The organism is Catenibacterium mitsuokai (assembly GCF_025148785.1).
GTDB classification, from domain to species: Bacteria; Bacillota_I; Bacilli_A; order Erysipelotrichales; family Coprobacillaceae; genus Catenibacterium; species Catenibacterium mitsuoka.
Genome location: NZ_CP102271.1, coordinates 1,792,503 through 1,805,961, shown reverse-complemented (window position 1 = coordinate 1,805,961; position 13,459 = coordinate 1,792,503). Strand labels below are relative to the sequence as shown.

Annotated in this window: 18 protein-coding genes; 17 read left to right on the top strand and 1 reads right to left on the bottom strand. The window is 35.0% G+C overall.

The window, feature by feature from the left end; translation table 11 throughout:
- The first annotated feature begins 1 nt into the window (after nt 1).
- Genes NQ499_RS09480 through NQ499_RS09455 form a run of 6 tightly spaced genes read left to right on the top strand, consistent with a single transcriptional unit; the run spans nt 2 to nt 4,931 of the window.
- A complete protein-coding gene (locus tag NQ499_RS09480; protein WP_006505433.1) occupies nt 2–1,234 on the top strand; it encodes a M15 family metallopeptidase in 1,233 nt (410 codons plus the stop codon).
- A 43-nt stretch (nt 1,235–1,277) separates the two neighbouring features.
- Entirely contained in the window at nt 1,278–1,793 is a 516-nt protein-coding gene (locus NQ499_RS09475; RefSeq protein WP_006505434.1) for a tRNA (mnm(5)s(2)U34)-methyltransferase, read from the top strand.
- 51 nt (nt 1,794–1,844) lie between these two features.
- Nucleotides 1,845–2,396 carry an HAD family hydrolase gene (locus tag NQ499_RS09470; RefSeq protein ID WP_006505435.1) on the top strand — a complete coding sequence of 184 codons (552 nt, stop codon included), beginning with the start codon at nt 1,845–1,847 and terminating at the stop codon, nt 2,394–2,396.
- 32 nt (nt 2,397–2,428) lie between these two features.
- Nucleotides 2,429–2,983 carry a Sir2 family NAD-dependent protein deacetylase gene (locus NQ499_RS09465; protein WP_040389814.1) on the top strand — a complete coding sequence of 185 codons (555 nt, stop codon included), beginning with the start codon at nt 2,429–2,431 and terminating at the stop codon, nt 2,981–2,983.
- On the top strand, nt 2,983–3,870 hold the full coding sequence (locus NQ499_RS09460; protein ID WP_155812622.1) for a hypothetical protein: 888 nt from the start codon (nt 2,983–2,985) through the stop codon (nt 3,868–3,870). Before NQ499_RS09465 ends, NQ499_RS09460 begins: the two co-directional genes overlap by 1 nt.
- 32 nt (nt 3,871–3,902) lie before the next feature.
- Complete coding sequence (locus NQ499_RS09455; RefSeq protein ID WP_040389815.1) at nt 3,903–4,931, top strand: M42 family metallopeptidase; 1,029 nt, start codon at nt 3,903–3,905, stop codon at nt 4,929–4,931.
- A gap of 30 nt (nt 4,932–4,961) precedes the next feature.
- Here the strand turns inward: NQ499_RS09455 and NQ499_RS09450 are convergent, their stop codons facing one another.
- The gene (locus tag NQ499_RS09450) at nt 4,962–5,165 is read right to left on the bottom strand and encodes a cold shock domain-containing protein (RefSeq protein WP_006505439.1); all 204 of its coding nucleotides are present in this window, start codon (nt 5,163–5,165) and stop codon (nt 4,962–4,964) included.
- Between the two features lie 238 nt (nt 5,166–5,403).
- On the opposite strand from NQ499_RS09450, the gene NQ499_RS09445 reads away from it, so the two are divergent.
- The 11 genes from NQ499_RS09445 (at nt 5,404) to NQ499_RS09395 (ending at nt 13,437) form a co-directional block, all read left to right on the top strand.
- Entirely contained in the window at nt 5,404–6,621 is a 1,218-nt protein-coding gene (locus tag NQ499_RS09445) for an aminopeptidase (protein WP_040389816.1), read from the top strand.
- 9 nt (nt 6,622–6,630) lie between these two features.
- Nucleotides 6,631–8,220, top strand: a complete 1,590-nt coding sequence (locus NQ499_RS09440; protein ID WP_006505441.1) for a peptide chain release factor 3 — start codon at nt 6,631–6,633, stop codon at nt 8,218–8,220.
- A 32-nt stretch (nt 8,221–8,252) separates the two neighbouring features.
- Nucleotides 8,253–8,846: a hypothetical protein gene (locus tag NQ499_RS09435; RefSeq protein ID WP_238319834.1), complete on the top strand. Its 594-nt coding sequence runs from the start codon at nt 8,253–8,255 to the stop codon at nt 8,844–8,846.
- Nucleotides 8,847–8,901: 55 nt separating this feature from the next.
- On the top strand, nt 8,902–9,993 hold the full coding sequence (locus NQ499_RS09430) for a glycerate kinase family protein (protein WP_238319835.1): 1,092 nt from the start codon (nt 8,902–8,904) through the stop codon (nt 9,991–9,993).
- Entirely contained in the window at nt 9,986–10,816 is an 831-nt protein-coding gene (locus NQ499_RS09425) for an RluA family pseudouridine synthase (protein ID WP_006505444.1), read from the top strand. The genes NQ499_RS09430 and NQ499_RS09425 overlap by 8 nt, the downstream gene beginning before the upstream one ends.
- 13 nt (nt 10,817–10,829) lie before the next feature.
- The gene (locus tag NQ499_RS09420) at nt 10,830–11,288 is read left to right on the top strand and encodes a hypothetical protein (protein ID WP_006505445.1); all 459 of its coding nucleotides are present in this window, start codon (nt 10,830–10,832) and stop codon (nt 11,286–11,288) included.
- Nucleotides 11,289–11,476: 188 nt separating this feature from the next.
- The gene (infC, locus tag NQ499_RS09415) at nt 11,477–12,028 is read left to right on the top strand and encodes a translation initiation factor IF-3 (RefSeq protein WP_006505446.1); all 552 of its coding nucleotides are present in this window, start codon (nt 11,477–11,479) and stop codon (nt 12,026–12,028) included.
- Between the two features lie 18 nt (nt 12,029–12,046).
- The gene (gene rpmI, locus NQ499_RS09410) at nt 12,047–12,235 is read left to right on the top strand and encodes a 50S ribosomal protein L35 (protein ID WP_006505447.1); all 189 of its coding nucleotides are present in this window, start codon (nt 12,047–12,049) and stop codon (nt 12,233–12,235) included.
- A 27-nt stretch (nt 12,236–12,262) separates the two neighbouring features.
- Entirely contained in the window at nt 12,263–12,622 is a 360-nt protein-coding gene (gene rplT / locus NQ499_RS09405; protein WP_006505448.1) for a 50S ribosomal protein L20, read from the top strand.
- Between the two features lie 116 nt (nt 12,623–12,738).
- A complete protein-coding gene (locus NQ499_RS09400) occupies nt 12,739–13,098 on the top strand; it encodes a hypothetical protein (protein WP_006505449.1) in 360 nt (119 codons plus the stop codon).
- Nucleotides 13,099–13,149: 51 nt separating this feature from the next.
- Entirely contained in the window at nt 13,150–13,437 is a 288-nt protein-coding gene (locus NQ499_RS09395; RefSeq protein WP_006505450.1) for a hypothetical protein, read from the top strand.
- Nucleotides 13,438–13,459: the final 22 nt, after the last annotated feature.

Sequence of the window (13,459 nt, the reverse complement as noted above, 5' to 3'; positions counted from 1 at the left end):
TATGAGAAGAAGAAAGAGAAATTATAATTATTCTCCTTACAGACATCGTAGAAGAATAAGATGGGATAACGTCTTAAAAGTTGTTATTCCTGTAGTTGTTGTATTGGTATTAGTTATTACATTTAACTTTTCACGTATTAGATTGGCTATGAAGGGTTATTCATGGTCTCAGCAGTCTGCTGTATTAAAACTAACAAGTGACAAAGTGAAGATGGTCATTGATGATGATTATTTAGATCATCTTGATTCATGGTTAAAGCATTCAAAGGATGTTAAGTATTATGCTGATTTTGAACAATATCAGTCTCTTCATAAGAAGATGAAATCTGCAGATGTTGTTGACACATTAACACCTTTGTTAGATGATCAGATTCCTACTTTAAAGAAGAAAGGCTTTACTGAAAAACAGATTTGGGCAATCTTAAAAACAGCGGATAGCGATGATTTGGATTATATTCTAGATAAAGGCTATAGCTATAATAAGATGAAGAATTATATGGCTGTTTCTGGTTTTAAATTCCAGGATTTGGATAAATATGAAGCAGCTTATAAATCAAGTAAGAATTATAACTATGCTGTATTAAGTACGTCTTATCCTTTTATTGGAGATTCTACTAAGGAAGCGACTAGACATACTATTACTAATCCAGCCCGTTACACTACACTTGTAAAGAAAGGCTTATATCTCCCTTCAGATTATAAACCAACTGATCTCGTGACACCTGATAAGAAATATATTACTAAAAAGTGTGATCATCCAAAACTTAGAAAAGAAGCCTATAAAGCATTCCTTGCTATGCGTAAAGCAGGTGAACAGGAAGGCTATTATATCATGATTAATAGTGGTTATCGTTCTTATCGTGAACAGAATGAAATCTACAAAGAATATAAGCAGAAGTGGGGAGAGCTTTATGCAATCCAGCACGTTGCTTTACCTGGTGCAAGTGAACATCAGACAGGACTTGGTATTGATATGAGTTCTGAAAGTGTCAATGAAGGTAAGAGACTTGTATTTGGTGATACATCAGAATATAAATGGGCATGCAAGAATGCACATAAATATGGCTTTGTATTACGTTTTGCGGATGGTACTTCTAAGATTACAGGTATTACACAGGAACCTTGGCATTTCCGTTATGTAGGTAAAAAAGCGGCTAAGATCATGTACGAAAACAACTGGACATTAGAAGAATATTGTCTTTATACAGGAGACCTTCCTGCATTAAAATCATAATGAATCCGGCATTTGCCGGATTTTTTTAAAGGAGATAAGAATTATGTTAAGTATGGTAGAGTATGTTCATGAACGTATGCATACATATGAAAATCTAGAAATAGGTGTAGATTTCACAATGGGTAATGGTCATGATACAAAGGCTTTAATTGAATGCTGCAAGGAAGTCTATAGCTTTGATATACAAGAAGAAGCATTAATACATACAAGAGAATTAGTAGGAGATAAAGCACACCTTATTCATGATTCTCATGAGAATTTTGATCATTATGTTGATACATTTGATATTGGTATTTTTAATCTCGGCTATTTACCGGAAGGAGATCATAACATCACAACAACACTTGATGTTACTCAAAGAACTCTTATTAAAGCTGTTGAACATATGAAAAAGGTCATCTTTATCACTTGTTATATTGGACATCCTCAGGGTAAAGAAGAAGCTTTATGGATTGATAACTATGTATCAGATTTAGATACACATACATTTAATGTATCAAGTTTTAAGATGATGAATAAAAAGAATGCACCTTATGTAATAGAAATAGAGAGAAAATAATGAAATATAAAGCTCTCATTTTTGATACTAATAAATACTCTTGATGTGAATATGATTCCTTTACATAAGATTCTTCAGAAAGAAAAGGGGGAAGAATGGACTTTAGAAGAAGTCTATCACTTTGCCTCATATCCAGGTATGAAGGCCATGGAAGAACTAGAAGTCAACAATCCTGAAGAAGTATATGCAAGATGGGTAAAATATGTGAATGAATATCAGGCAAGTCCTTATGAAGGAATGGATGACGTATTAAAGATATTGCATGAAAAGTTAAGATTTAGCGTTGTCTCTTCTAAAAATAAGAAACAATATGATATTGATGTAGTTTCTTTAGGACTAGATGATTACATGGAAGTTGTTGCGCTAGAGGATGATACCTCTAAACATAAACCGGATTCTGAACTATTATTATTGTGTATGGAACGTTTAGGATTAAGTAAAGAAGATGTTATTTATATTGGAGATGCTTATTCAGATCTTCTTGCTTCAAGAAATGCAGGCATTGATTTTGCGTTCGCAAAATGGGGTAGTGTAGAAAGTAAAGATATGAGTGATTCTGATTATATCTTAGAAAAGGTAGAAGATTTATTAAGAATCCTTTAAGTGTTATAATATAATACAAGGAGATGATTGTTATGAAGATAATCGCATTTACAGGTGCAGGAATATCTAAACAGAGTAATATTCCTACATTTATGGAAAGACCGGATGTCAGAGAAAAACTATTTAGAAGCTATGCACAAAGACATCACGAAGAATACAATGAAGTTATTAGACAATTAAAAGCGAATATGAATGGCGCAAAACCAAATGATGCGCATTATGCCTTGGCAGAGTATCATGTTCCTATTATCACAATGAATATTGATGGCTTACATAGACTTGCAGGTAGCGATGCATTAGAACTACATGGTGGTCTTCCTGAAGATGATGAAATGGATATTGCTTATTCTTTATACAATAAGCCAGTTCTTTATGGTGATCCAGCACCAAATTATCAATTAGCTTATGAAATGGTTTATACATTACAACCAGGAGATGTATTTTTAGTAGTAGGATGTTCATTCCATACAGGTATATCTGTAGATTTAAGAGAATTAGCCAAGTCTAGAGGAGCTCGTATTATTGAGATACAGGAAGATGCAGCTCATAATGTAAGAAAAGTGTTGAAAGAATTAACGGAAGAATGATGAATCAAACAATTTATTACCACTTACCAGGATTATTTGAATTCTATGAATTATATAAGAAATTCCTTCCTCTTTTTTATGATCATAGAGAATATTTTTATGACTGGTGTGAAATAGGTTCTATTTATGGTGCTCCAATGGACTGCTTATGGGGTGGAGGAAGACTAGGAGAAGGAGAAGATAACCCTCGTGAGGTATTAGACCTGATGAAAATGTATCATATTTCTGCAAGACTTACTTTTAGTAACTCTATGCTAGAAGAAGAGCATCTCTTAGATCCTAAATGTAATACATTATGTAGATTGTTTAATGAGGCAGGCAATAATGGAGTCATTGTACATTCTGATCTCTTGTTACACTATTTGATGAAGAAATATCCACATCTTTATTTTGTCTCTTCTACCACTAAAGTCATCACTGACTTTAATGAGTTTAAAGAGGAATGCGAAAGAGAAGAATTCCGTTATGTTGTGCCTGACTTCCGTTTGAATAAGAAACTTAAATTATTATCTACAATCAAACAGAAGGATAAAGTAGAATTCTTATGTAATGAATGCTGTTATGTAGGATGTCAGGATAGAAAGACATGTTATGAAACGGTGAGTTTACAGAACTTGGGTAAAGATATCCCGGATCATATTTGTAAAGCACCAAATGCAAAGCAAGGCTATCGTTTTTCTCATGCCATGCATAATCCTTCGTTTATCAGTATTGAAGACATACAGTCTATTTATAGGCCATTAGGCTTTACACAGTTTAAGATAGAAGGTAGAAGTCTAGGCAGTGCTCTTGTATTAGAGTTTCTGTTATATTATATGGTTAAGCCAGAATATTCAATTCATGTGAGAGAAGAAATCTATCTTGATAATATGCTTGATCTTTTTTAGATGTTATAATGAGTAAGAAAGAGAGGTTTCATATGAATGCATTAAAAGTAATGGAATTTGCGAAAGAACTGCTTTTAATTGATTCTCCTACAGGATATACAAAAGCAGTCATTGATTTTTATGAAAGGGAAGTCAAAGCCTTAGGCTATGAGACAATGCATACCAATAAAGGTAATCTGATTGTTAAGGTACCTGGTATCGGTCATTATACAAAGGCATTATGTGCTCACGTTGATACTTTAGGACTTATGGTCAGAAGTATCAAAGAAGATGGTACACTTGCATTCACTTTAGTAGGAGGCCCTATTGTTCCTACGCTAGATGGTGAATATTGTAAAATAGTAACAAGAGATGGCAGAACTTATACAGGAACAATTCTATCTAATTCTCCGAGTGCACATGTCTATGATGATTCTAAGAATGCCCCTAGAACTGATATGACAATGCATGTACGTATTGATGAATGTGTGTCATCTAAGAAGGAGGTAGAAGAATTAGGTATCATGCCAGGAGATTATATCTGTATTGATCCTAAAACTACAATTACTCCAAGTGGCTTTATTAAATCTAGATTCTTAGATGATAAACTCAGCGTAGCTATTCTATATGGCTTATTAAAGACAATGAAGGAAGAATTCATTATTCCTCGTGATACTTGGTATTTCTTGATTTCTACTTACGAAGAAGTAGGACATGGATGTGCTTATATTCCTGAAGAAATTGAAGAAGTTATTGCGGTGGATATGGGATGTATTGGTAAAGACTTAAGCTGCACTGAAAGAGATGTTTCTATCTGTGCGAAGGACTCTAGTGGTCCTTATGATTATCAGATGACAACAACACTTATTAATCTTGCGAAAGATAATGAATTATCTTATGCAGTTGATATCTATCCATTCTATAGTTCTGATGTCTCTGCATCTTTAAGAGGTGGCCAGGATATTAGAGGTGCATTGATAGGTCCAGGTGTGGCTGCAAGCCATGGTATGGAACGTTCACATATAGATGCAGTAGAGAACACAATGAAGCTGTTAATTGCTTATATGACAAAAAAAGACTGATGCTTATTGCATCAGCCTTTTTTATAATGATTATTCAACTACTGTAACGTTAGCTGCCTGTGGTCCACGATCGCCTTCAACAACGTCAAATTCAACAGTCTGACCTTCTTCTAAAGTCTTGTATCCATCAGCGTTGATTGCAGAGAAATGAACGAAGATATCTTTGCTCTGTCCTTCTACTGTAATGAATCCATAACCTTTTTCGGCCTTAAACCATTTTACTTTACCTGTCATCTGACATACCTCCTGTAAATTGCAATACATCAAGCAACTTTATTATAGGCTTTTGCAATCGATAGTGTACTACTGATAAAAAACCAATACAAAATGTCCTGTGTAACTGCTATCTATATCATATCACATGTGTAAAATAATAACAAGAAAAATGGAAATTCAACACGTAATATGTTATGCTTTTTCTGTTGACAAAGAATAGAAAATTCTTAGAATAATGGAGATGGGGTGTATTGATATGATGAATAAATATGCTGAATTGATAGTGAAAAAGGGCGTTAATCTTCAAAAAGGCCAGAAACTTGTAGTTACTGCGGATGTTGAATGTGCCTCTTTAGTGAAAGCAATCGCCAAAGAAGCGTATAAAGCAGGGGCTCAGGATGTAATCGCTCATTACGTAGATGAGGATATTACAAGACTTAGATATGAACATAATGATGTAGATTATTTCAAGAAGGTTCCTGATTATTTAGTTGAACTACGTAATAAGTATGCGTTAGAACATGCGGTTGTAGTTACTATTACATCAGAAAATCCTGATGGTTTTAAAGGTATTGACCCTTTAAAGATGGCTACTTACAGTAAAGCAATGCATGAACAGGCTAAGACCTTCTATGATCATTTAGATCTAGGTATTGATCGCTGGTGCATTGTTGGAGCACCTTCTCTTAAGTGGGCAAATAAGGTATTTCCTGATATGAATAATCAGGAGGCAACAGAAGCCTTATGGAAGGCTATTTATCATGTATGTTATGTAGATACAAAAGATCCTTTGAATGCCTGGGAAATGCATCGTGCGTCTTTTGAAGAACGTGTTAAGACACTTAATAAGATGACTATTGACTATTTACACTATACAAATAGTCTAGGAACTGATTTAAAAGTATACATGAATAAAGATTATTTATTTGCAGGTGGAGGAAGTTTTACAACTGATGGAGTTTATTCTTTCCCTAATATGCCTACAGAAGAAATCTTTACTTCTCCAGACTATCGAAAGACAGAAGGTATTGTTTATTCTTCATTGCCACTTAACCATGGTGGTTCACTCGTCAATGATTTTTATATTCGATTTAAGGAAGGTCGTGTTGTAGACTTTGATGCTAAGACAGGTAAAGATGTGCTTGCAAGCATCATTGATACTGATGATGGGGCTCATTATTTAGGGGAAGTGGCACTCGTGCCTGTTGATTCTCCTATATCAGAAATGGGGCTATTATTCTATAACACATTATTTGATGAGAATGCAGCATGTCATCTTGCTCTTGGTAAAGGGTTTAATGAATGTATTAAGGGCGGTTATGAGATGACTAAAGAAGAATTATATAAACATGGTGTCAATGATTCATTCACACATGTTGATTTTATGATTGGGACAAAAGACCTTGATATTGAAGCTGTGACTCAAGATGGAAAAACAGTGCAGATCTTCAAGAATGGTCAATTCGTAATTTAAGGAGGCTATATGTCAGAATTTGTAGATAAAGTAAGTAAACGTCGTACGTTTGCGATTATTTCTCACCCGGATGCTGGTAAAACAACATTAACAGAAAAGTTCTTATTATATGGTGGAGCTATTCAGGAAGCCGGTATGGTTAAGGGTAAGCAGAATATGCGTCATGCAGTCAGTGACTGGATGGAAATTGAAAAACAGAGAGGGATCTCTGTTACATCTTCAGTATTACAGTTCAACTATGATGGGTTCTGTATCAATATTCTAGATACTCCAGGCCATCAGGACTTCTCAGAAGATACATATCGTACTTTAATGGCAGCTGATTCAGCAGTCATGGTTATTGATGCATCTAAGGGTGTCGAAGCACAGACACGTAAGTTATTCAAGGTTTGTGCAATGAGACATATTCCTATCTTTACTTTCATCAACAAGATGGATAGAGAAGCCAAAGACCCTTATGAATTAATGGAAGAAATTGAACAGGAATTAGGTATGGATACATGTCCTGTTAACTGGCCTATTGGATGTGGTAAACAGTTCAAAGGTGTTTATGAAAGAGAATCTAAAAAAGTGATTCGTTTCGTACCAGTACAGGGTGGTAAGAAGGAAGTACAGGAAATCATTACTGATTATGATGATCCTGAATTAATTAAAGAAATTGGTGAAGATTATTATGCGACTCTTCAGGATGATGTCGAATTACTCGATGGTGCAGGTGCAGAATTTGATCTAGAAAGAGTACATCGTGGAGAATTATCACCAGTATGTTTTGGTAGTGCCTTAACTAACTTCGGTGTAGAGCCATTCTTACATCATTTCTTAGATTACTCTATGCCTCCTCAGCCAAAACAGAGTGATGATGGGCCAATTGATCCGTTCAATGAAGACTTCAGTGCATTTGTATTCAAGATTCAGGCAAACATGAATAAAGCACATAGAGATAGAATGGCATTCATGCGTATTACTTCTGGTAAATACACTAAGGGTATGGAAGTATTCCATATGCAGGGAAATAAGAAGATTAAATTAAGTCAGTCTAAACAGTTAATGGCTGATGACCGTGAAGAAATCCAGGAAGCTTATTCTGGAGATATCATCGGTGTCTTTGATCCAGGTATTTTCTCTATTGGTGATACAATCTGTACACCTAAGCACAAATTCAAGTTTGAAGGTATCCCTACATTCGCTCCTGAACATTTCGCACGTATCCGTAATACAGATACAATGAAGCGTAAACAGTTCGTTAAGGGTGTAGAACAGATTGCCCAGGAAGGGGCTATCCAGATCTTCACTGAAATTGGTGGTTCAATGGAAGAAATCATCGTAGGTGTAGTAGGTGTCCTTCAGTTTGAAGTACTTGAATATCGTTTAAAGAATGAATATAACGTAAATATCAAGAGAGAACCTCTTGGATATCAGTTCATCAGATGGATTGATAATGAAGAAATTGATCTATATAGCTTGAATCTATCTTCGGATACAAAGAGAGTTCAGGATTTAAGAGGAAAGTATTTATTACTCTTCTCTAATCAGTGGGGAATCAATTGGGCGACTGATAAGAACAAGGAATTAATCTTATCAGAATTCTCTAAAAACTAATGAAAAAGAATTGGCGTTATTGGTGGACGCTTTTGTACTTTGTAGTTTATCTGGTATGTTTCTTCTTTATTGAACATTTTATGCCAGTGACGCAATATCATATGATTTCTACACCAATAGATCATATGATTCCATTTAATGAGTGGTTTGTTTTCTTCTATATCAGCTGGTTTGGGTATATCTTCTTCTCTTTCTGGTATTTCTTCTTTAAAGATAAGGAAGAATACTTGCAGATGATCACATTCCTATTTACTGGTATGACACTCTTTGTAGTGGTATCAGTCATTTATCCTAATGGTTTAGATATTAGACCAAAACAATTAGGTCATAGTAATATTGCGTTAATACTTGTTGATTTGCTTTATAAGATTGATACACCAACCAATGTGTTGCCTAGTATTCATATCTTTAATTCTATTGGTATGTGTATGGCATTTAGTAAATCAAAGCATGCAACTCGTATTATGAAGAAGGGAACTACAATTCTTACAATAGGGATTATTATCTCTACTTTCTTAATCAAGCAACATGGAATTATTGATGCACTTTCTGCGGTTGTGCTATCAATCATTCTTTATGTTATTGTTTATAAGAAAAATACTTATTTATTAAAAAGAAAATCTTAAAAGTTCATGGGTGACCATGAACTTTTTTGTGTTAGAATACATACAGGGAGTGATAATGATGAAAATACTTGCTGCATTTGATTCTTTTAAAGAAAGCATGACTGCATATGCTGCAGGAGAAGCAGTACAGAGAGCTTATAATAATGTACATATTTGTCCTTTAGCTGATGGTGGTGAAGGGACAATGGAAGTCATGAATCGTTATCTGCATGGTGATATTCATGAAATAGAGGTAGCGGGACCGCTATTTAAGACAGTTCATGCAAAACTCGCTATTATGGATGATCTTGCTATTATAGAAAGTGCACAGGCATGTGGACTTGATTACCTGACTGAAGAAGAAAAGAACGGAACAGAAGCAACATCTTATGGTGTAGGAGAAATGATGAAATATGCTTATGATCATGGTGTCAAACGTTTCCTTTTGACTTTAGGTGGATCAGCTTGTAATGATGGAGGTATAGGTCTATTAAGTGGTATGGGTTATGGTTTCTTTGATCAGTTTGATCAGCGTATTCCAATGAATGCGAGAGGACTCGAAACACTTGATCATATTAAGAAAACACGTCTTGATTTATCAAATATAGAAGTAGAAGGGGCATGTGATGTCACCAATCCATTATGTGGGAATGAAGGAGCCACTTATGTCTTTGGCCCTCAAAAAAAGGTAAAAGATTTAGAAAAGACAGATCAGGCAATGAAGCATTATGCGAAAATAATGAGTGAATTAGTTGATAAGGATGATTCATGTGTACCTGGTGCAGGAGCAGCAGGAGGTATGGGCTATGCGATTGTTACAGGACTAAATGGTAAATTAGTGACTGGATTTGATGCAGTCAGTCGTACAGTTCATCTAGAAGAAGCAATCCAGAAAGCGGATATTATTTTTACAGGTGAAGGAAAAATGGATCATCAGACTTTATATGGCAAGACACCAATAGGTGTCTTGCGCTTAGCACAGAAATACAATAAGCCTGTTGTTGCATTTTGTGGAAAGTGTGAAGATAAAGAGACATTACTTGAAGCTGGATTTGAGGATGTACGCTGTATTAATCATACAGATGAACCTCTTTCTGTATTATTGGAAAAAGGTCCACAGTATTTAGAAGAAGAAGTGAGACGTTATTTGGAGGAAAAGAATGTATAAGGTTACAAAAGATGAATTACTATTAGATTCTCTTGTAGAGCATACTCGTAAGAAGAGAAATGATTGTAAGAATTTATTGAAATATAAATCAGTACAGGTGAATGGTGAAGTACAGACTTATCATGCCTTTGAATTACATCCAGGAGATGAAGTAGAAGTTGGTAAGAAGACGAATCTTCCTTTTGAACTTCTTTATGAAGATGATGACATGATAGTCATTAATAAGCCTTCGGGGCTTGTGAGTGAAGAGACACGTAATAATAAATATCAGACAGCTTTTTATATGGTGATGGAATATTGTCGTAAGAAGAGACAGCAGTGTTATCTTGTACATCGCTTAGACCAGGATACTTCTGGTGTACTTATGTTTGTGAAGAATAAGAAGCTTTATCAGGAATTAACTCATAACTGGAATAAGTATGTTAAAACAAGAGGCTATGTCGCAATATTAGAAGGACAATGTCGTAAGTCAGGCACAATAAAGAATCATCTTGTAGAAGATAAACAGTTAAAGATGCGTATTGCGAAAGAGGGACAATTGGCTATTACGCACTACAAGCCATTAGAAGTATCTAAGGATTATACAATGATGGAAGTATTTTTAGATACAGGGCGTAAGAATCAGATTCGTGTTCATATGGCTTCTTTGAATCATCCTATTATTGGTGATAGGAAATATGGTGCATGTACAAATCCTTTAAAGAGATTAGGTTTACATGCACATGAATTTGCATTCACACATCCTTTTACACATAAAACAATGACCTTTAAAGCACCGCTTCCTTCTTCTTTTAAGCAGATGTTTAAACCTTCTAAAAGATAAAGGAGAATAAACAGTGAAACATAGTAAACTGATCAGTCAAATTGTTGTACTTGCGGTATGTGTTGTTGCGGTCTTTTGTGGGTTGAAAATAAGAGACAAAATCAGACTACAGAAGGAAGTTGTCTTAAGTGTGAGTGTACATCCTTATGGCCTTATGGACGGAAAAGAAACATATTTAGTAGCCACACAGGTATTCTTTCCTAAGGCTGTTAATATGTCTCAGGCAAGCTTTACTGTAGGTGATTTTAGTCAGCTTGGTGAAGTGAATGAGACACTTTCTAAAGATAAGACTTTAACTGAGGATTATTATAATAGTAAGGTGTTGCTTGAAAAGAATACACGAGTCATGATTGATTATAAGATTGTACAGATGGAACGCCCGATGGATATAGAAAATCTCACAGTCAAGGCTACTATAAAGTATAGAGGCATAAAGATTCATGCGGTGAATGGTGTTATTACAGAAATTTAAAATAAATTAAAAAAAGTTATTGACAAGCACCTGTATATTAGGTAAGATGAACAAGTAAAAAGTGGAAAGAAGAAGTGCCTACTTCTCGCCCGATTGATACAGTCGATGGGCCAATGTCACTAGATTAAACTCTAACGATAAGTGGGCGCTAGTACGCTCACTTTTTATTTAATATGAAGTAAGCGGAGGTGGCTTTTATTAGACGTTATGATAGAACAAAACCAGTGAAGAAGGAAGATCCAATCAACGAAAATATTCGTTTTAAGGAAGTACTGGTTATTGATCAGAATGGAGAACAGTTAGGCGTTATGAGCAAGAGAGACGCAATGAATCGTGCTTATGATGCAGGACTTGATCTAGTTTGTGTTGCTCCTAAGGCAAAACCAGCGGTATGCCGTATCATGGATTACGGAAAGTATCGTTTCGAGCAGCAGAAGAAACAAAAAGAAATGAAGAAAAATTCAAAAGTTGTTGCGATCAAGGAGACGCAGTTATCTCCAACAATCGATGTACACGATAAGAACGTGAAGCTTAAACGTACTTTGAAATGGTTACAGGATGGCGATAAAGTCAAGGTAGCAATTCGTTTCAGAGGAAGACAGATGGCTCATGTTGATCTTGGACAGAAGATTATGGATGATTTTATTGCGGAATGTTCTGAATATTGCGTCGTTGAAAAGCCAGCTAAACTAGAAGGAAGAACATTGACAGCAATGCTCGCACCTAAAAAAGCAAAGTAAAATAGGAGGAAACTTATCATGCCAAAAATGAAAACACATAGCGGTCTTAAGAAGCGCTTAAAGAAAACAGCAAGTGGTAAATTAAAGAGAGGCCATGCATACGTATCTCACTTATCACATAATAAGACACATAAACAGAAAAAGCATCTCGCTAAGTCAACATTAGTACACCCATCAGATTACAAGAGAATCAAGTCTCGTATCTAATAGGTTAATTTTAAGGAGGATATACACATGGCAAGAGTAAAAGGCGGATTTACAACTAGACGCAGAAGAAAAAAGACATTAAAGCTAGCTAAAGGTTACTTCGGTAGCAAACATGCTTTATATAAAACAGCTCATGAACAGGTAATGCATTCTTTAAAGTATGCTTACAGAGATAGAAGACAGTTAAAGAGAGAAATGAGAAAGCTTTGGATTGCACGTATCAACGCTGCTTGCAGAATGAACGATATGTCATATTCAACTTTCATGCACGGTTTAAAACTTGCAGAAGTTAACGTTAACAGAAAGATGCTTTCAGAAATCGCAATTGCTGATCCTGAAGGTTTCAAGGCTTTAACTGATTTAGCTAAAGAACAGTTAGCAAAGTAATCTAAAGTGCCAGAGATGGCACTTTTTTCATGCTAAAAAATATAAGTGTTTTGGCTGTGATCTAGTGTATAATGAACTTATAAGTAAACAGAAAGTCATAGAAAAGGTGAAAAGCAGTGAAAGAAAAAGCGATGGATAGGTATGAAGATATAAAGCATGATTTTAGAACATCATATATCGATAGTGAGCAATCTGTGGGTATCTTCCATCTTAATGATTTAGGACCTCATTTTGATGAATGTCCTTTGCTTGCATTAAAAGTATCTCTTGCCTTGGCAACAATTGAAGCAGAATTATATCCTACACTTAATGACGGAGTAAACTATATGTTCTATCATACATATGAGAATGTTGATGAAATCATAGTGGGTGAGCATGTTGAAACGCAAGAGGAACTAGATGAGATGAAGCGTGACAGAGATTTTGTTCTAAATTCTGGAAAACTAGATTATGAAGATGCGTTTAGGGATGAGTAGAAGAAAATTTTTGAAATTTAATTTTTATTCGATATTCGGAGGTTAAAAGACATGCGCAATGATATAGTGATAGAAGTTATTGATAAGATAAAAAGTGGTAAACCTATACTTGTCATGCAGGCGATTCTTACAGGAATTGAAGCGAAAATAACTGATGAAGCCTTTGTTGAGGAAATAAAAAACAATAAAGAGAACGAAACGCGTTTGCTAAATATACCTATAGGTTATGTTGCAACAGCTGCATTAGATGTACTTGGAAAAGAAACATATATGGGTAGTAATGAATATATATTAAAAATGATAAGAGATTTTAAAAATGGTAGAACTAAAACCAATTGATGTCTTTTCGGTGTTTAAAAAT